The 16,585-nt window shown below is 65.3% G+C and carries 15 protein-coding genes and 1 pseudogene; 7 read left to right on the top strand and 9 right to left on the bottom strand.

The window, feature by feature from the left end:
- Positions 1 to 133: 133 nt before the first annotated feature.
- Both JQ635_RS27560 and JQ635_RS27565 read right to left on the bottom strand, forming a co-directional pair.
- Complete coding sequence (locus tag JQ635_RS27560) at positions 134 to 1,072, bottom strand: SMP-30/gluconolactonase/LRE family protein (protein ID WP_211412919.1); 939 nt, start codon at positions 1,070 to 1,072, stop codon at positions 134 to 136.
- Positions 1,029 to 3,101 carry a PQQ-dependent sugar dehydrogenase gene (locus JQ635_RS27565; RefSeq protein WP_211412920.1) on the bottom strand — a complete coding sequence of 691 codons (2,073 nt, stop codon included), beginning with the start codon at positions 3,099 to 3,101 and terminating at the stop codon, positions 1,029 to 1,031. The genes JQ635_RS27560 and JQ635_RS27565 overlap by 44 nt, the downstream gene beginning before the upstream one ends.
- Before the next feature lie 200 nt (positions 3,102 to 3,301).
- Between JQ635_RS27565 and JQ635_RS27570 the strand changes: the two genes are divergently transcribed.
- Positions 3,302 to 3,535 (top strand): DUF6894 family protein, encoded by a 234-nt coding sequence (locus JQ635_RS27570; protein ID WP_211412921.1) that lies wholly within the window; start codon positions 3,302 to 3,304, stop codon positions 3,533 to 3,535.
- A gap of 276 nt (positions 3,536 to 3,811) precedes the next feature.
- Here JQ635_RS27570 and JQ635_RS27580 read toward each other — a convergent pair.
- Positions 3,812 to 4,578, bottom strand: a pseudogene (locus tag JQ635_RS27580) (enoyl-CoA hydratase-related protein).
- Between the two features lie 122 nt (positions 4,579 to 4,700).
- On the opposite strand from JQ635_RS27580, the gene JQ635_RS27585 reads away from it, so the two are divergent.
- Both JQ635_RS27585 and JQ635_RS27590 read left to right on the top strand, forming a co-directional pair.
- The gene (locus JQ635_RS27585) at positions 4,701 to 6,290 is read left to right on the top strand and encodes a gamma-glutamyltransferase family protein (protein WP_211412923.1); all 1,590 of its coding nucleotides are present in this window, start codon (positions 4,701 to 4,703) and stop codon (positions 6,288 to 6,290) included.
- Between the two features lie 193 nt (positions 6,291 to 6,483).
- On the top strand, positions 6,484 to 6,714 hold the full coding sequence (locus JQ635_RS27590) for a hypothetical protein (protein ID WP_211412924.1): 231 nt from the start codon (positions 6,484 to 6,486) through the stop codon (positions 6,712 to 6,714).
- A gap of 50 nt (positions 6,715 to 6,764) precedes the next feature.
- Here JQ635_RS27590 and JQ635_RS27595 read toward each other — a convergent pair whose 3' ends face one another.
- From JQ635_RS27595 to JQ635_RS27610, 4 genes are read right to left on the bottom strand one after another with little or no spacing between them, the layout of a single operon-like run.
- The gene (locus tag JQ635_RS27595; protein WP_211412925.1) at positions 6,765 to 8,048 is read right to left on the bottom strand and encodes an NAD(P)/FAD-dependent oxidoreductase; all 1,284 of its coding nucleotides are present in this window, start codon (positions 8,046 to 8,048) and stop codon (positions 6,765 to 6,767) included.
- Between the two features lie 12 nt (positions 8,049 to 8,060).
- The gene (locus tag JQ635_RS27600) at positions 8,061 to 8,792 is read right to left on the bottom strand and encodes an amino acid ABC transporter ATP-binding protein (protein ID WP_018646199.1); all 732 of its coding nucleotides are present in this window, start codon (positions 8,790 to 8,792) and stop codon (positions 8,061 to 8,063) included.
- Entirely contained in the window at positions 8,789 to 9,442 is a 654-nt protein-coding gene (locus JQ635_RS27605) for an amino acid ABC transporter permease (RefSeq protein WP_211412926.1), read from the bottom strand. The genes JQ635_RS27600 and JQ635_RS27605 overlap by 4 nt, the downstream gene beginning before the upstream one ends.
- A gap of 28 nt (positions 9,443 to 9,470) precedes the next feature.
- Complete coding sequence (locus JQ635_RS27610) at positions 9,471 to 10,229, bottom strand: ABC transporter substrate-binding protein (RefSeq protein WP_211412927.1); 759 nt, start codon at positions 10,227 to 10,229, stop codon at positions 9,471 to 9,473.
- A gap of 180 nt (positions 10,230 to 10,409) precedes the next feature.
- Between JQ635_RS27610 and JQ635_RS27615 the strand changes: the two genes are divergently transcribed.
- Positions 10,410 to 11,066, top strand: coding sequence for a helix-turn-helix domain-containing protein (locus JQ635_RS27615; RefSeq protein ID WP_211412928.1), 657 nt, complete (start codon positions 10,410 to 10,412; stop codon positions 11,064 to 11,066).
- 156 nt (positions 11,067 to 11,222) lie between these two features.
- On the opposite strand, the gene JQ635_RS27620 is transcribed toward JQ635_RS27615, so the two are convergent.
- Together JQ635_RS27620 and JQ635_RS27625 are read right to left on the bottom strand one after the other, a co-directional pair.
- Positions 11,223 to 12,488 (bottom strand): D-amino acid dehydrogenase, encoded by a 1,266-nt coding sequence (locus tag JQ635_RS27620; protein WP_211412929.1) that lies wholly within the window; start codon positions 12,486 to 12,488, stop codon positions 11,223 to 11,225.
- Between the two features lie 70 nt (positions 12,489 to 12,558).
- Positions 12,559 to 13,887 carry an aspartate aminotransferase family protein gene (locus JQ635_RS27625; RefSeq protein ID WP_211412930.1) on the bottom strand — a complete coding sequence of 443 codons (1,329 nt, stop codon included), beginning with the start codon at positions 13,885 to 13,887 and terminating at the stop codon, positions 12,559 to 12,561.
- A 149-nt stretch (positions 13,888 to 14,036) separates the two neighbouring features.
- Between JQ635_RS27625 and JQ635_RS27630 the strand changes: the two genes are divergently transcribed.
- The 3 genes from JQ635_RS27630 (at position 14,037) to JQ635_RS27640 (ending at position 16,550) form a co-directional block, all read left to right on the top strand.
- Positions 14,037 to 14,585: a cupin domain-containing protein gene (locus JQ635_RS27630; protein WP_018646206.1), complete on the top strand. Its 549-nt coding sequence runs from the start codon at positions 14,037 to 14,039 to the stop codon at positions 14,583 to 14,585.
- Positions 14,586 to 14,771: 186 nt separating this feature from the next.
- On the top strand, positions 14,772 to 14,924 hold the full coding sequence (locus JQ635_RS27635) for a hypothetical protein (protein ID WP_211412931.1): 153 nt from the start codon (positions 14,772 to 14,774) through the stop codon (positions 14,922 to 14,924).
- Positions 14,925 to 15,023: 99 nt separating this feature from the next.
- The gene (locus JQ635_RS27640) at positions 15,024 to 16,550 is read left to right on the top strand and encodes a lysozyme inhibitor LprI family protein (protein WP_211412932.1); all 1,527 of its coding nucleotides are present in this window, start codon (positions 15,024 to 15,026) and stop codon (positions 16,548 to 16,550) included.
- The last annotated feature ends 35 nt before the right edge of the window (positions 16,551 to 16,585 follow it).

Here is a 16,585-nt window from a genome sequence, read left to right on the forward strand (position 1 = left end):
CACTTCGCTCGAAAACGCTTTGACGGTGCCACAGATGTCTTGATGCCTGCGGCGGCCAGATGCAAGCAAGAAGAATGCCGCCCTCACGCCACTGTTCTGCACGGGAAGCGGACCGCCTTTAAACGGCTCGGGCTCAGCAGCGGCCGCGCTGGAGGCAGTGCTCGCGGCCCTGCTGGTCGGTGCGGAAGGCTTCGATAAAGCCGCCCTGGCGCTGGGTGACGAAGACGGTCTTGCCGTCGCTGCCGCCGAAGGCAAGGTTGGTCGGCTCCTTGGCCCTCAGCGGGATCTCGCGCTCGACCGCGCCGGTCGGCTTCATCAGCGCGATCGTCCCCTTGAGAATGCGCGCAACGTAGAGGCGGCCGGCAACGTCCGTGCGCAGGCCGTCGATGGTGTCGGGCTGAAACGCCTTGACCAGTTTTGCCGCGGTGAGCTCGTTGCCGTTGATCGCATAGGACCAGATCTGACCGCTGCTGGATTCGCCGACATAAAGCGTCTTGCCGTCAGGACTGAGATCGATGCCGTTGGTGGTGCCCATCGCGCGCGGCGCCGACATCACCTGCCCCTGCGCCGATCCGTCGGCGGCTTTCGCGATGCGCCAGATGTGGCCTTCGCGTCCCTTCCAGTTCGGATCGCTCGCATAGATGGTGCCGTCGCGCGCGATGGTGATGTCGTTGGGCTGGTTCATCTCGTCGGAGTGAAACCAGACGACGGGCTCGGTCGCGCCCTTCGCCATCGCGAAGATGTTGTGCTTCTTGTAGTCGGCGATGAACATGGTGCCGCTGCGATCGAAACGGATCGCGTTGCCGACGCTGCCTTCGGGCAGTGTCGCGAACAGCTCCGAGGCGGCGCCGCCCGCGGGCAATTTGCCGATGGTGCCGGGCTTGCCGAGATTGACGACGAACAGATTGCCGTCGAGATCGGCGGCGGGTCCTTCGATGCCGAAGGTGTATTCGCTGGCGGGCGTCACCTGCACGCTGTCGAACAGTTTTGTTTCGGCAGCGGCCAGCGGCGTCGCGACAAGCAGGATACTACTGCACAGGCACCAGAAATTCCTGCCGGATGTAATAGCCATCGTCGTCGGTGCACTCGCCATTCAGATAGTGATCGGCCGGCCGGAAGAATCGGCTGAAGCCGGGTCTGTCTACAGCGCTCCTTTGTGTCACGACGACGACCTTTCCGGCCGGTATTTCGCCGCATTCCTTGTTGGTTTTGCTGAAAAACTTCCGTTGCGGCGGGCCGGGCTTGATCCGCATCCGCGTGCCCGGAACCATTTTGCCGACGAGCAGGTCCGCGGTGTCGAGCAGGCGCGTGTAACCGGGTTCGCTCTTCGGCAGGCTCTCGCCGCCCGGCGGCATCAGCTTCTCGGCCCCGAGGCCGCGCAGGCGCGTGCGCAGCTTGCCGGCATCGGGATCTCCAGGATAAATCCAGCCGTCCTGCGACAGCATGAAGCGCAGCGCTGTCCTGTCCTTCTCCGCATCCGATTGCCCCGCGTTCAGGCCGAAATCCGAATGGCAACCGACGCAATGCTTCTCGACGAGGCCCTTGCGCAACGTGGTGAGGCGAACGCTGTTCTGTGCATCCCTGGCGACGAAAGCCGCGAGCTGATCGATCATCGCCTGGCTGCGCGTGTCGCACGGTAGCGGCTGAGGCGGATCGCCCGCAGCACGATCGATGCGGATCACGGTCTGGTTCTTGTCCTCGACCAGCCAGATCGCACCGTCCTCCGCAACCGTCATGCCGACGGGAGCGCCTTGCGGCCGCGCGCCGTTGACGCGGTGCCAGCCGGCGATCAGTTCGTCGAACGGCGCAGCGGCGACCTCACCGGCGTCGGTCTGGAAGCTGTGCGTCGGATCGGCTGCGCAACTGACGTGATAGCGCACCGGCGGAGGGCTGGGCTTCGGAAAGCCGTGATCGTCGACGTCGTAGATGAGAACGCGGCTGCCGGTCGGACGATAGCCGTGCAGGCCGACCAGCAGCTTGCCCTCCAGCTCCGGGAATTTCGCGCCGTGGTAATAGAGCATCGCGAGCGGCGCGCCATGCGGCGGCATCAGCGAGAGCGGCGGCTTGTAGAGCGCATTGGCCGTGCAGAGCGCTTTGTAGATCCCCGACTGCAGCACGAGCCTGAATTCGGGGCTCGGCGTCGACAGGTCGTAGCAATAGGGCCAGCCATAGTGCTTGCCCTGCTCGATCGCGTTGATCTCCTCGTTCGGCTTGAAGATATCCGGCAGGTCGCGGGCGTTCTCGCCTTGCAGGAAGGCGTAGCCCGCATCCGGAAAATTCGGGTGCAGCGCCAGCGCCAGCGAGTTGCGCAAGCCGCGCGCATAGACCGTGTGCGGCGGATCTGAATCGCCAGGCTTCAATGCCGGGAAGACGCCGCCTGCGGGCGGCGTGAACAGCCAGATCGCGGCCATCGCGGAGCCGCCTTCGGCCGCGGCACAGGGCTTTGTGATCGGCGCCGGCGTGATGCAGTCGTCGCTGTGCGAGCCGATATTGACGAACAGGCGCCCGGACTTGTCGAACACAAACTGCTTGAGCGGGTGCGCGCTCTCGTCGAGCTTCGTGCCGTCAGGCAGCGTGATTCGGCGCCCCGGCATGTGGCGGATGATGGTCTCGACGGTGCTCCGTGGATTGTCCGCGAGCGGATCGAACCGGAAGATCGCCTCCGCGGTCGAGGCATAGAGCTTTTTGTCCGGCCCGATCACGAGGCCGAAGGGGTATTCGAGCCCCGTCAGCAGCTCTTTGAACCGCTGGCCTTGGGCCGCGCGCGGATCGAGCAGCAGCAGCTTCCCGTCAGTATGCCCCCAGCCGCCCATGTCAGCGACCACGAACAGCTCACGGCCGGGCACCTGGACGATCGAACGCGGGAATTTGAGGCGATCCTCTTCGCTGGCAACGAGGCCGGCGCAAAATCCCGCCTTCATGTCGATCCGGATCCGGGGAAAAGCGAGATCGCCGCTGCCGCAGCTATCCGTCCCGATCGCGTAACCGCTTTTCCTGACCGGCTCGGACGAAGCCGGGCCGAAGCCGAACAGCGCGGCAGCCAAGACCGCTGCAAGCAGGCGCAGATTTCGCCGATCGCTCCCGAATGTGAACTGGTTCACGGTGCCCCCCGACTTCCCGGGGACCTTGTTCCATGGCGCCTTGGCGCCGTCCAGTGATCACTCGCCTGTGATTAAACCTGTAACGAGCTTGGTGCCGACCAATCTCCGTAAATTCCCTTACCGGGCTCGACCCGAATGTTTCGCGAATGCTTGGGGTGGTATCGATTTGCCGTCCCAATCGCTTTCTACAGGAGGCGCTTATGGTCCAGGTCTATTTTCACTGCTCCAACACCGAGGGCACGCTGATCGACCGCTACGGCGCCGCCGTCGCCAGTCTGACCGAGGCGCGCGACCGCGCGACCCAGATCATGCACACGATGATCCAGACGCCCGGTGCCGAAGACTGGCGCGACTGGGTGATCCACGTCAGCGATGACGACGGCGAGGAGATCTTCGATCTTCCCTTCACCGCCATGCTCGGCAAGCCGCACTGAGGTCGATGCCATGTTGCTCACGTCACTGAGCCTGTTCCGCCAGCCCCTGACCTTCGTCGCCAGCAAATGGCAGACGCTGGTGAGGGTCGCCGGCAACCCCTACCGCCCGGAGCTGCACTACATGCGCGGGCCTGGCCCGAAATGGCGCGCCAAGTATCAGGCCAGCCGGCTCGACCGCTCGCTCTGAGCGCCGCGCCTTCCAGGCTGATTTCCGTCTCCTCCGCATCATGGCCGGGCTTGTCCCGGCCATGATGCGTTTGGGGGACGGCAGCCCCTTCACTGTCCCGTAAACCTCGCCTTGCGTTTCTCGACGAAGGCATTGCGGCCTTCGACGGCATCCGCGCTCTTGCGGCCTGAAGCTCGATCTCACGGCGGAACTGCGCTTCATAAGTCGCGTGCTCGCTCTCCTCGACCAGCGCGCGGGTTGCGACCAAAGCGCGCGTCGGGCCCTCCGCCAGGCGGCGCGCCAGCACCAGCGCCTCGTCCATCAGCTTCGCGTCGTCGACGACCTGCCGCACCAGACCGATCTCCTGGGCGTGCTCGGCCGTCAGCGGCTCGTTGAGCAGCATCAGCTCGAGCGCCCGCTGTCGGCCGACCAGGCGCGGCAGCAGCCAGGTCGAGCCGAGATCGGGCACCAGCGCGATGCGGCTGAACACCTGGATGAAGCTCGCCGAGCGCGCCGCAACGATGATGTCGCCAGCCATCGCGAGGCTGAAGCCGCCGCCGGCCGCCACCCCGTTGACGGCGACGACGACAGGCACGCTGCATTCTCGCAGCGCCTTGAAGGCCGGCCAGTAGAAGCGCATCACGCCCGCCGCGAGGTCCTCGCCGAGCGCCCCGGCCGCCTTCAGGTTCTGGCCCGAGCAGAAGCCGCGCCCGGCGCCGGTCAGGATCAGGGCACGCACGCCCTCGTCCTGTGTCATCCCGGTGATGGCGGTGGCGAGCGCGCCGAGCAGGTCTGGCGTCATCGCGTTCAGGCTCGCGGGCTCGTCGAGGGTCAGAATCCCGACCGCGCCATCCCGCGCTTGTTTCACACCTGCCATGTCGCGTCTCCCCTTGGATGTTCTCGTTGGCGGCAATGTGCCATTGTCCGCGCGCTCCGCCAATTGCTGAGCGGGTCAACGCAACGAAGCCAAGATAGATAACAAGACAACAAAGCGACACCATGTCTCATCAGTTCAGCCTCGCCCAAACCGTCCGCAAACCCGCCGTCAAGTCCAAGGGCGGTATCGTCGCCGCGCAGTCGCGGCGGGCGGCCGAGGTGGGAGCGGAGGTGTTGGCGGCGGGCGGCGACTGCGTGGATGCGATCGTGGCAACCACGATGGCACTGAACGTGCTGGAGCCCTGGAACAGCGGCATCGGCGGCGGCGGCGCGATGGTGCTCTACCGCGCCAAGGAAAATCGCTACGAGGTGATCGACTACGGCATGTGTGCGCCGCAGAGCGTGCGCGCCGCCGATTATCCCATCACCGGAGACCGCGTCGCTTCGGACCTGTTTCCCTGGCCGCGGGTGAAGGACGATCGCAACGTTCACGGTCCCGCCGCGATCGCTGTGCCAGGTGTCGTCGCCGGCATGGAGGAGGCGCACCGTCGCCACGCCAGGATGTCGTGGAAAGACCTGGTTGCGCCCGCCGTCACCCTCGCCGGCGAGGGCCTGCTGGCCGACTGGTGGACCACACTGACGATCGCGGGTTCGGCCACAGATCTCAGGCGCTATCCCGCGAGCGCGGCAATGTTTTTGAAGGACGGCCTGCCCCCGAGCCCGCCCTGGAGCATCGAGGCTGAGACACGGCTGCCGCAGGACAATTTGAAGGCGACGCTGTTGCACCTCGCCGAGGCCGGACCGCGCGATTTCTACCAGGGCGACCTCGCCAAAAGCATCGCCTCCGACATCAAGGCCGATGGCGGCTCGCTGTCGGTGGAGGATCTCGCAGCATTCCGCAGCCATCTGCGCGAGCCTCTGGCGATCCCCTATCGCGGCGGCAAGGTGTTTGCGACGCCGGAACTCACGGCCGGGCCGACCATGGCGCATGCGCTGCGCCTGCTGCAGGAAAACCTAAAGCCGTCAGGCACGCCCGACGCTGCCGCCTACGCCGAATATGCGGTGGCTCTGCAAGCGGCCTATCGCGAGCGGCTCAAGGATATGGGCGATGCCGATGGCAAGCGCTCGCTCGGCGCCGAATATCTCGCGCCCGCCTGCACCACGCATTTCTCCGTGGTCGACCGCGACGGCAACATCGCGGCGGTGACGCAGACGCTGCTCTCGTCCTTCGGCTCGAAATACGTGACGCCGCACACCGGCATTCCCATGAACAACGGCATCATGTGGTTCGATCCGACACCGGGCACCACCAACTCGCTGGCTCCGGGTAAGCGCTGCCTCACCAACTACACACCCGTCATCGCCGAGACCAAGGACGGCAAGCGCCTCGCGGTCGGTGCCTCCGGCGGCCGCCGCATCCTGCCTTCGGTCATGCAGCTCGTGTCCTTTGCGATGGATTTCGGCATGGACCTCGATGCCGCCATCCACCAGCCGCGCATCGATTGCAGCGAAGGCGCGATCGTGCTCGGCGATACCCGCCTGCCGGCGGACGCGCGCAAGGCGCTCGCCGCGCGCTTCGATTACAAGGAGGCACCGGTGCAGACCCTGCCGATGAAGTTCGCCTGCCCGAGCGTGGTGATGCGCGACGGCGATATCAACTCCGGTGCAGTCGAGATCTTCCAGCCTTGGGCCGATGCGGTGGCGGAGACCTAGAGTCTATTGACGAGAGAGCGTGCCGGCGGTGAACCGCGGACACGTCGCAAGCGCGAATGTGCCAGCACGCGTTGAGCCGATGTGCGATTGCACATCTAAGCGAGCGTCACGACTCCTCCACATTTGCAAGGAACTTAGCTGCACATCGTTCGTTCATCGAACGGACAAGTGCGCTCGCCCCACTGGAGGACACATGAAGAAACTTGCGCTCGCCGCGTCGCTGATCGTTGCAGCCGGCCTCACACTCACGAGCCCCGTGATGGCCAAGGGCGGCCATGGCGGCGGACACGGTCATGGTCATGGCTATAGCCATTCGATGGGCCATCATCACCATGGCACGCCGCCCGGATGGTACCATGGGCGCAAGGTCGGCTGGCGCGGTCACGGCTGCCCGCCCGGACTGTGGAAGCAGGGCCGCTGCTGACGCAACCTGCAATTCCTGCAAGGCACCGCCCGTAACGAGGCGGCGCCTTTTTAAATGCCCAGCCGGTCCCGCACGCGACCCGCGATCACCGCGGTGGTCACGCCGACCGGCCAGAACGCATGCATCGGGATCGGCTTGATGCCGGTCACGGGCATGTCGATCTCGGCCTTGACGCCACCGATCAGCCGTCGAGCAAGCTGCGCGCCCATCGCGGTCGAGAGCGCAACGCCGCGGCCGTTGCAGCCGAGCGAGATCAGGATGCTCTCCGCGGGCTCGTGCACGTGTGGATAGTGATCCTTGGTAATGGCGAGCCGGCTATTCCAGCCATGGGTCCAGGCGACGCCCTTGAGCTGGGGCCACAGCCTCTCCGCATAACGCATGAGATAGGCGACGTCGTTCGGCGAGTCGATCCAGCGCATCGGGCCGCGGCCGCCCATCAGAAGGCGGTTCTGCTGGTCGATGCGATAATAGACGGTGATGTGGCCACTCTCGTAGAGGACGGGGCGCGTCGGCATGATCGAGCGGGCGACCGCGTCGGAGAGCGGCGCGGTGGCGGCGATCGAGGAAAACACCGGCACGATGGTGCGGCGGAGCGCCGGCCAGAGATCGTCGGTAAAGCCGTTGGTCGCAAGTAGCACTTTGTCGGCATGCAAAACCGTGCGCGGCGTCTCGATGCGCCAGCGCGTGCCCTCGCGGCGCAGTGATAACGCCGGCGTTTCGCCATGGACTTTCGCGCCCGCCGAGATCGCGGCGCGCGCGAGACCGCGGGCGTAGCTCAGGGGATGCAGATCGCCGCCGCGCGTGTCAAGCATGGCACCGATGTAGCGGTCGGTGCCCGTCATCTCGCGCAGCTGTTCGCGGTTCAGGTACGACACCGGCATGCCGCGTCGGATGCATTGCTGCGCGGTCTTCTCGATCGCGACCGCGCTGGCCTCATTGTAGGCCGCGCGCAGCGTGCCGTTCTGCCGCGCCTCGCACGGAATCTGGTAGCGGCGGATCAGGTCGTGCGTGAAATTCGGCGTGCCGTAGGAGAACGCGATCATCCGGCGGCCGAGGTCGGCGCCGAAGTCGGCTTCGATCTGATCGGGATCGTGCTTCAGGCCGGGATTGGTGTGGCCGCCATTGTTGCCGGATGCCCCCCATCCCGGCTCCTGCGCCTCCAGCACCAGCGCCTCGACGCCCTGCTCCGCCAGATGCAGCGCCGTGGAAAGCCCGGTGTAACCACCGCCGACGATCGCGACGGAAACGGTCTTGTCCGTATCGAGCGGCGGGGTCGCGACCGGCGCAACGGCGGTGTCGGCATAGAGCGAGGGCGGCAGAGGCAGGCGCGTCATGGCGAAGTCCGGTCAGAGCGGATGCAGCACGCGGCGCAGGAAGTCCTGCGTCCGCGCGTGCTGCGGTTGATTGAGCACCGATTTCGCGGGTCCCTGCTCGACAATGACACCGCCGTCGATGAACAGCACGCGGTCGGCGACGTCGCGGGCAAAGCCCATCTCGTGGGTGACCACCACCATGGTCATGCCGTCGTCGGCGAGCTTGCGCATCACGCCGAGGACGTCGCCGACCAGTTCGGGATCGAGCGCCGAGGTCGGCTCGTCGAACAGGATCGCCTTGGGCTGCATCGCCAGCGCCCGCGCGATCGCGACGCGCTGCTGCTGGCCGCCGGAGAGCTGCGGCGGATGCGCGTCGGCCTTCTCGGCAAGCCCGACCTGGGCAAGCAGCGCGCGGCCACGCTCGAGCACCTGGGCACGCGGCTCCTTCTTCACGAAGAGCGGACCTTCGACCACGTTCTCCAGCGCGGTGCGATGCGGGAACAGGTTGAAGCGCTGGAACACCATCGACACCTGGGTGCGGATGTTCACGATCGACGGCGCGTCACGGTCGACCTTCAATCCCTCGACGCTGATCTCGCCGCGGTCATAGCTTTCGAGACCGTTGATGCAGCGCAGGATGGTGGACTTGCCGGATCCTGATGGCCCGATGATGCAGACCACCTCGCCCTTCTCGACGGAGGCCGTGATGCCCTTGAGCACCTCGACCTTGCCAAAGCTCTTGTGGACGTCGCTCAGCTCGATCATCGCTTGCCGGCCCGCTTCTCGAAGTGACGGACCAGCAGGATCAGCGGAATGCTCATGGTGAGATACATCAGCGCAACCAGCGTGAACACGTTGGTGTTCTTGAAGGTCGAGGACGCGATCAGCTTGCCCTGCAGCGCAAGCTCGGCGACCGTGATGGTCGAGGCCTGCGAAGAGTCCTTCAGCATCATGATCATGACGTTGCCATAGGGCGGCAGCACGATGCGCACCGCCTGCGGCAGCACCACGCGGCGCATGGTCAGCCACCAGCCCATGCCGATCGACTGCGCCGCCTCGATCTGCCCCTTGTCGATCGCCTCGATGCCGGCGCGGAAGTTTTCCGCCTGATAGGCCGAGTACGCAATGCCGAGCCCGAGGATGGCGGCCTGCAAGGCCGACAGCGTGACGCCGAGATCCGGCATCACGAAGTAGAGGTAGAACAAGAGCACGATGATCGGGATGCCGCGGATCACGTTGATCAGACTGGCGCTGAGCATCGACAGCGCCTTGATGCCGGAGACCCGCATCATCGCCCAGACGAGCCCGAGCACCGTCGAGAGCAGCAGCGAGCCGATGGTGACGACGATCGTCAACGCGACGCCGTTCATCAGGATCGGGAAGAACTCGGCGGCGTCGTGCCAGAAGCCTTTCATCGGGCAGCCTTCGATCAGTCTCTATCGATCAGCCTTGCGCCTTCTGGCCCCATTTCTCGAGGATCTTGTCGATGGTGCCGTTGGCCTTCAGCTTCGCCAGCGAGGCATTGATCTTGCCGAGCAGTGCGGTCTCGCCCTTGCGCACGCCGATGCCGACCGAGCCGACGGTGACGGGCTTGTAGCTGTCGACGAGACGCACGTCGGGGAAACCGCCCTGCTTCAGGTTATAGGCGAGGATGGGATAGTCGGCGAAGCCAGCCTTGAGACGGCCGGTGTTCACGTCGCGCAGGATGTCGGGGATGGTGTCGTAGGCCTTCACGTCCGCGAACAGGCCGGACTTCTTCAGCGCATCGACGAAGGCGGTGCCGACCTGGGCGCCGACGGTCTCGCCCTTCAGGTCCTCCTGTGCAGCGTAGGCCTTGGCATCGCCCTTAGGCACCACGAGGCCTTCACCATAGGTGTAGATCGGGTCGGAGAAGTCGACGACTTCTTTCCGCGGCGCGGTGATGAACATCGCAGCAGCAATGATGTCGATCTTGCTCGAGGTCAGCGACGGGATCAGCGCGGAGAACGCCATCGGCTCGATCTGCACGTTGAGACCGGCGTCCTTGCCGACCTCGGTGATGATATCGACCATGATGCCCTGAATGGTGTTGGTCTTGGTGTCGAGGAAGGTGAAGGGAATGCCTGTCGGCGTCGAGCCGACCTTCAGCACCTGCTGCGCCGAGCCAGGCGCGGCGGCAAACAGCGCGAGCGCCGCGACTGCGGCCTGAACAAAACGCTTCATCGCATCCCCCTTTGGGCCCGACCGAAGCGGCACCCGCAGATGTCTTGATCGCAGACGTTGCGGGCCAAGCCGTTTCGGCCTATTTTCACCAATATGAAAATTTGGTCACACTTTCGCTAGCGATGCAAGCGGTTTTCATGCACATGAAGGAAGCGGTTTGACGTGAGCGGTGGCAAAAGAATGCGCAAACCGGCTGCCGCAAAGCCGGCCAGGAAGGTGAAAGCCAAGGCCGTCACCAAGCCTGTCACCAGGCCGGCCGAGCCCGCGATGGATGTCGCCGTCGGCCGCCGCATCCGCGACCTCAGGCGCATCAGGCAGTTCTCGCTGGAGACGGTCGCCGCGCGCACGGACCTGTCGATCGGCTTCCTCAGCCAGATCGAGCGCGGCCTGTCGTCACCATCGCTGCGGGTGCTGGCGACGCTCGCCGACGTGCTCGGTGTCGGCATCGCCGCACTGTTCGGCGCGAGCCCGAGCGCCGACGGCGCCTCCGATCAGGTGGTGACACGCGGCCTGCAGCGGCCCGAGCTGAAACTCTGGCGCACGGGCGTGTCGAAGCAATTGTTGAGTCCGGCCAGCGCCGACAACCGGCTCAACCTGTTCCTGGTGCATCTGGAGCCCGGCGGTTCCACCGGCGACGAGCTTTACACCCATGACGGCGAAGAGGCCGGCCTCGTGCTCGAAGGCGAGATGATGCTGACGGTGGACAGCGAGACCTGGTCGCTGAAGACGGGCGACAGCTTTCGGTTCGCGAGCCGAAGACCGCACCGGTTTTCGAATCCGGCAAATGCTGCGAAAGCGGTAGTGCTGTGGGTGAATTGCGTGACGGCGGCGAGCTGACGGCTCTCCCTCTCCCCGTTCTTACGGGGAGAGGGTTGGGGTGAGGGGCCTCTCTCCGCACAACCAGTCAGAGTGAGACTCGCGGAGACTCCCCCTCACCCGGAATTTGCTACGCAAATTCCGGCCTCTCCCCGCACGCGGGGAGAGGCGAAGAAATCACCCAAACCGGTACTTGTACCGCTCCACCGACAGCGCACTCACATCGATGTCCGGCTTCTTGCCGGACACCATATCGGCGAGCACGCGCCCCGAACCGCAGGACATGGTCCAGCCGAGCGTGCCGTGGCCGGTGTTGAGGTGGAGGTTGGCGTACTGCGTCGGGCCGATCACGGGCGGGCCGTCCGGCGTCATCGGACGCAGGCCGCTCCAGAAGGTCGCCTTGGAGAGATCGCCGCCGCGCGGGAACAGGTCGGTCAGCGAATGATCGAGCGTGGCGCGGCGGGCGTCGTACAACTTGCTCGAATAGCCCGAGATTTCGGCGGTGCCGCCGACGCGGATGCGATTGCCGAGGCGAGTGATCGCGACCTTGTAGCTCTCGTCCATCACGGTCGATTCCGGCGCGCCGGAGGCGTCCTTGATCGGCACCGTGATCGAATAGCCCTTCACCGGATAGACCGGCAGCGAGATGCCGAGCGGTGCGGCCATCTGCGACGAATAGCTTCCGAGCGCGAGCACATAAGCGTCCGCCTGCAACAGGCCGGCACTGGTCGCAACGCCGCTGACGCGCGCACCGTCGGTGACGATGCGGTCGATGCCGGTGTTGAACATGAAGCGCACGCCGAGCGCCTGGGCATGCTTGGCCAGCGCCTGCGTGAACATGTGGCAGTCGCCGGTCTCGTCCTGCGGCAGCCGAAGCCCGCCGGCGAACTTCTCCTTCACGCCGCCGAGCGCCGGCTCGACCGCGATGCAGCCCTCGCGGCTCAGCACCTCGAAGGGCACGCCATATTGCTTGAGCACGGCGATGTCTTCGCCCGTGCCGTCGAGCTGGGACTGGTGGCGGAACAGCTGCAGTGTGCCTTGCGACCGCTCATCATACTGGATGCCGATGTCGCGACGCAGATCGCGCAGACAGTCGCGGCTGTATTCCGCGATCGGGATCATCCGGCTCTTGTTGACCGCATAGCGCGCGCTGGTGCAGTTGCGCAGCATCTTGAGCAGCCAGACCCACATGACGGGATCGAGCTTCGGCCGGATCACCAGCGGGCCGTGCTTCATCAGCAGCCACTTGACCGCCTTCACCGGCACGCCTGGGCCGGCCCAGGGCGAGGAATAACCGGGCGACACCTCGCCGGCATTGGCGAAAGAGGTCTCCAGCGCCGGCTCCGGCTGACGGTCAACGACCGTCACGTCGTGGCCAGCACGTGCGAGGTAGTAGGCAGAGGTGACACCGATGACACCGCTGCCGAGGATCAGAACTTTCACGCTTCGTCAAACTCCCGCGGCATCACGCTCGCCGCTGCAAGGAAACAACTCGCAACGGCGAGAGCAATTATCAGGCCACCTTCTTGATGGCGTCGCCGAGGATCGAGACCATCTGGTCGATATGGCTCTTCTCGACGATGAGCGGGGGCGACATCGCGAAGCTGTCGCCGCTCATGCGCAGATAGAGGCCGGTGTTGAAGCAGTCGACCATGACGTCATAGCCGCGCGCGCCAACGGCGCCGTCGCGCGGCGCCAGCTCGACCGCGCCCATCAGGCCGCAATTGCGGATGTCGACGACGTTCGGCAGACCCTTCAGCGAATGCAGCGCATCGCGCCAGTATTCGGCGATCGATGCACCGCGCGTGAGCAGGCCTTCGTCCTTGTAGATGTCGAGCGTCGCGATGCCCGCGGCGCAGGCCGTCGGATGCGCGGAATAGGTGTAGCCGTGGAACAGCTCCATCTGGTTCTCCGGGCCGACCATCATGCCGTCATGCACCTTGCGGCTCGCGAACACCGCGCCGCAGGGAATGGAGCCGTTGGTGATGCCCTTGGCCGTCGTCATCAGGTCCGGCGTGACGCCGAAGAAGTTGGCGGCGAACGGCGTGCCGAGGCGGCCGAAGCCGGTGATGACCTCGTCGAAGATCAGCAGGATACCGTGCTTGTCGCAGATCTCGCGCAGGCGCTGCAGATAGCCCTTCGGCGGCGGCAGCACCGCGGTCGAACCCGGCACCGGCTCGACGATGACGGCGGCGATGGTCTCGGCGCCGTGCAGGGCCACCAGACGCTCGAGATCGTCGGCGAGCTCGACGCCATGCTCGGGCTGGTCCTTGGCGAAGGCGTTACGGGTGAGATCGTGGGTGTGGCGGATGTGGTCGACGCCCGGCAGCAGGGTCGCAAACGCACGACGGTTGGCAACCATGCCGCCGACCGACGTGCCGCCGAAGCCGACGCCGTGATAGCCGCGCTCGCGGCCGATCAGGCGGGTGCGGCTCGACTGGCCGGTGGCGCGATGATAGGCGAGCGCGATCTTCAGCGCGGTGTCGACCGACTCGGAGCCGGAGTTGGTGAAGAAGATGCGATCGAGGCCCTTCGGCGCAATCTCGGCAAGGCGCTCGGCGAAGTCGAATGCCAGCGGATGGCCCATCTGGAACGTCGGCGCGAAGTCCAGCGTCATCAGTTGGCGCTCGACTGCGGCGGCGATCTGCTTGCGGCCGTGGCCGGCATTGACGCACCAGAGGCCGGCGGAGCCGTCGATCACCTTGCGGCCGTCGACGGTGGTGTAGTGCATGCCCTCGGCCGAGGAGAACAGGCGCGGCGCCTTCTTGAACTGCCGGTTGGCCGTGAACGGCATCCAGAACGAGTCGGTCTTGATAGTGTTCGGAATCTGATGAAGGGTCACGGCCGCGCTCCTTTGCTGACCCGCTAGCAGAGCCACGGCTTGGAAACCGCAACAAGTCCTTTTCTGACGGCCTGCAAGCCATTGATTTCGCTGGGGCAGCCGGTCCATATTTGCGCGATCCGCAACACCTGCAACACGGGACCTGGGCTATGAGCGTCGACATCGGTGGACGGCTGCGATTCATCCGGGCGCGCCACAAGCTGTCGCAGCGTGAACTCGCCAAACGCGCCGGCGTCACCAACTCGACGATCTCGCTGATCGAATCCAACCAGATGAACCCGTCGGTCGGCGCACTCAAGCGCATCCTCGACGGCATCCCGATGGGGCTCGCCGAGTTCTTCGCGCTGGAGCCGGAGTCCAGGCGCAAGATCTTCTACCGCGCGGAGGAACTGACGGAGGTCGGCAAGAAGCCGATCTCGTATCGTCAGGTCGGCGACAATCTGTTCGGCCGCAGCCTGCAGATCCTGAAGGAGCGCTATGAGCCCGGCAGCGACACCGGACGCGTCCATCTCGTCCATGACGGCGAGGAAGGCGGCATCGTGATATCGGGGAAGCTCGAAGTCACCGTCGAGGACGAGCGCCGCATCCTCAATCCCGGCGATGCCTATTATTTCGAGAGCCGCCGCCCACATCGCTTCCGCTGCGTCGGCGGCAAGCCGTGCGAAGTGATCTCGGCGTGCACGCCGCCGACGTTCTGACGCGCCATCAGCCCCTCCGCAATCATACGGAGCCACCGGTATCTTACGGTACTTGAGCCAGCTCAATTTCTGCTGGCCAAAGCTCTATATATTGGGAGCCGTAGCCGAGCAGCCTGGCGTAGAGGTGCTGAGGTTATGGCCCCGGACTCCTAGGCACTCCGGGGCCGCTTCGTAACTGGGCCGCAGATGAAGATCACGCTCGCCAATGCCGAAGCCGCACTCGACGAGGTGCAGCGCGATACCGACAAGCTCCGCTCGCAGGAGCTGCGCAAGGCCATTGAAAAATACATCGAGATGCAGAGAGCGCAGATCAAGGCTCTGCGCCGGATGATGAATTGACCGACCGGCGAGGCGGTCGCCCACCCGAATTTTCCTGAACCCGGGCGGCGGAGCGGACGACCAAGCACAAGGCACGATCCGCCTTACCAAGAGCCGCCGATGTTCGTCCCCTTCCGCCTCGTGCTCCTCAGCACGGCCGTTCTGCTTGCCCCAATCACCTGCCACGCCATGGACGACGATCTCCGTGCTGCCAGCAGCGCGCCGACAGCGATCACGCTGTGCGGCACGGCAAATGGCGACGACAGCCGGACCAAGGCCGCCGCTTGCAAGGAGAAGGGCTACGACCAGCTCGTCGCGACGATCGACAAATCATTCGACGCGGCGCTCGCCAAAACGCCCGCCAACATCCGGCCGCTCCTCAAGCGCGACCAGGCCTGGTTCAATGAGATGATCCTGCAGGCCGCCGACACCGTGCAGGAGGTCGACGAAGCCGAGCTGCGCGACAATTTTGTCGCGACGCTACGCAAGCGCGCCACCGTGCTCGGCGAAATCGCAGCCGGTTTTGGTCGCGTCGGGCTCGCCGGCAAATGGGCCAATGCCTTCGGCAGCGTCACCATCTCGCCGCCTGCGAACGGCGCCCGGCAGCTCACCGTCGACATGAGCGCCTATTACGGCAGTGACAAGCACCGGCGATGCAGGCTGAGCGCGACGGTGACATCGGCGGGCGACTGGCTGAGCGGGTCGATCCCGCCAGCGAATCCCAGTGCGGCGAACGCGGGTTCATCGACGAGCGGGCCGGACGCGAAGCCGGCAAAGCCGCCGGCAATCAAGCTCCGCCGCCAGGGCGAAACCCTGCGCGTCGTCACCTTCGGCGGCGACGATACGACCGGGGATCGCGACGATTGCGACTATCTGTGGCAGATCACCGGCACCTATTTCGCAAGCGGCAGGTCCGAGGTGGCCGACAAGGCCGAAGCGTCGTTCATTGCGCCGAGCTTCGACTGCGTGCGTCCGATGACGGCGACGGACGAAGAGATCTGCTCCGACCCTGACCTCGCCGACAACGACCAGCGACTGAACCGCGCCTGGAAGGCACTGCTGCCGCGCCTGGACGATGCGACGCGGCGTGCGCTGATCGAAGACCAGCGCAACTGGGTGCAGACGCAGGCCGTGGAATTCCCCGAATTTCTTCACCCGGCCTGGGAAAAGCGGACCTCGGAGATGCACTTCACGGCCGACGCACGCGACCATGTCGATGCTCTCCAGCGTGAGCGGATCGCGCTGCTCGAGGGTTTTGACGACAGGCGCGCGGGCCTCGCCGGCGTCTGGCTCGCCTACAACGCCATCATCAAGATCACCGTCGACAAGGACGGCCGGCTGAACGCACGGGGCTGGAAATGGGACCAGGGCGACTGGAAGGCCGGCTGCGACTACGACATGAAGGGCAAGATCGGCGGCGGCGGCTTCCGCTCCAACGAACAGCGCAAGAATCCGGACACGCTCGAGCGCGATCACGCCATGCTGATTGTCAACCGTCTCGACGACGCGTTCGCGACGAAACGCAGCGGCAAGGAGAACGACGACGAGGCGAAGTGCAAGCGAAGGCTCGACAACTCCTCGACCGCGCGGCTGTTTCCGGCGCGCTCCTCACCCGATATCGATAATTTTGCCGGCTCGATCCGCTAGCCGGCGGCTCGCGGCGGGAGCTCACGAGGCCCCTT

Origin of the sequence: Bradyrhizobium iriomotense (assembly GCF_018130765.1) — a bacterium.
In the GTDB taxonomy this organism is placed as follows: domain Bacteria; phylum Pseudomonadota; class Alphaproteobacteria; order Rhizobiales; family Xanthobacteraceae; genus Bradyrhizobium; species Bradyrhizobium iriomotense_A.

Bases quoted from the DNA above. Each gene is read 5' to 3' on its own strand.
- JQ635_RS27595 (WP_211412925.1), bottom strand. From the start codon at position 8,048: ATGACGCGCCTGCCTCTGCCGCCCTCGCTCTATGCCGACACCGCCGTT.
- JQ635_RS27605 (WP_211412926.1), bottom strand. From the start codon at position 9,442: ATGAAAGGCTTCTGGCACGACGCCGCCGAGTTCTTCCCGATCCTGATG.
- JQ635_RS27585 (WP_211412923.1), top strand. From the start codon at position 4,701: ATGTCTCATCAGTTCAGCCTCGCCCAAACCGTCCGCAAACCCGCCGTC.
- JQ635_RS27635 (WP_211412931.1), top strand. From the start codon at position 14,772: ATGAAGATCACGCTCGCCAATGCCGAAGCCGCACTCGACGAGGTGCAG.
- JQ635_RS27590 (WP_211412924.1), top strand. From the start codon at position 6,484: ATGAAGAAACTTGCGCTCGCCGCGTCGCTGATCGTTGCAGCCGGCCTC.
- JQ635_RS27640 (WP_211412932.1), top strand. From the start codon at position 15,024: ATGTTCGTCCCCTTCCGCCTCGTGCTCCTCAGCACGGCCGTTCTGCTT.
- JQ635_RS27600 (WP_018646199.1), bottom strand. From the start codon at position 8,792: ATGATCGAGCTGAGCGACGTCCACAAGAGCTTTGGCAAGGTCGAGGTG.
- JQ635_RS27615 (WP_211412928.1), top strand. From the start codon at position 10,410: ATGCGCAAACCGGCTGCCGCAAAGCCGGCCAGGAAGGTGAAAGCCAAG.
- JQ635_RS27630 (WP_018646206.1), top strand. From the start codon at position 14,037: ATGAGCGTCGACATCGGTGGACGGCTGCGATTCATCCGGGCGCGCCAC.
- JQ635_RS27610 (WP_211412927.1), bottom strand. From the start codon at position 10,229: ATGAAGCGTTTTGTTCAGGCCGCAGTCGCGGCGCTCGCGCTGTTTGCC.
- JQ635_RS27570 (WP_211412921.1), top strand. From the start codon at position 3,302: ATGGTCCAGGTCTATTTTCACTGCTCCAACACCGAGGGCACGCTGATC.
- JQ635_RS27560 (WP_211412919.1), bottom strand. From the start codon at position 1,072: ATGGCTATTACATCCGGCAGGAATTTCTGGTGCCTGTGCAGTAGTATC.